Below are 818 nucleotides of genomic sequence, written 5' to 3'. Positions count from 1 at the left end.
CGCGCCGTCCATCCGCCGGCCGGGGCTGTCGCAATGACCGCGGCCATGAGCCCCGATGCCATCCACGAACTGGGGTTTCGTTTCGCCATCACGCCCGTGGCAACCGGAACAACGCTTCTCGTCCTCATCGCCTGGATCTACGCGCGCACGACCGGACGGCGCTATCCATTCCGGCAGTTCGAGGAGCAGAATGTCCAGGGAACGAGTGATCAGCCGCCTGCCGAGCGCCTCGGGCTGAGCGAGGCCGAGCTGGTCGATATCCTGCAACGGTATCGGCAGTCCCTGAACCTTGGCGTGGAAGATCTGGCAAGGCTCATCGGAGCGGCGGAGCTGCAGGCAGCCAGCCATCAGACCGGCGCCATGACGGTCACCGACATCATGTCGCGCAATCTGATTACGGTCGGTCCGGACACCACGCTGTTCGAGGTTGCGGATCTGTTCGAACGCCACAGGTTCACGTCACTTCCGGTGGTCGGACCGGGCGCGGAATTCATGGGCGTGATCTTTCAGATCCACCTCATCAGTCAGGCTGCGAGAGAGGGCTTGAAGCACGATCGCAGCTTCATTCCCGCGTTCCGGCACATGCTCGGTCGCGAACAGATCAAGCCGACAATTGCCCGGGACATCATGCAGGTGTGCGGTCCGCGCGCGGCGGCAACGACCCCGTTGAGCGCATTGCTGCCGATGATGGCCGATGGGGAGGTCGACGCGGTTCCGGTGCTGGAGAACGATCGCATCATCGGCATCGTGACGAGGACAGACCTTATCTCCGCGATGGCGCGAAGCGCTGTACGCGAGACGTAGTTTTCCGGACCGCT

1 protein-coding gene is annotated in these 818 nt (G+C 63.3%); it reads left to right on the top strand.

The genetic code is table 11. From position 1 onward, the window contains the following. The coding region (locus K7H91_RS25505; RefSeq protein ID WP_230722965.1) for a CBS domain-containing protein at positions 1 to 804 on the top strand (804 nt) is incomplete at its 5' end. Positions 805 to 818: the final 14 nt, after the last annotated feature.

The sequence above is a fragment of the Martelella mediterranea genome (genome assembly GCF_021021415.1).
Taxonomy (GTDB): Bacteria; Pseudomonadota; Alphaproteobacteria; order Rhizobiales; family Rhizobiaceae; genus Martelella; species Martelella mediterranea_C.
This window is presented reverse-complemented; position numbering and strand designations above follow the sequence as displayed.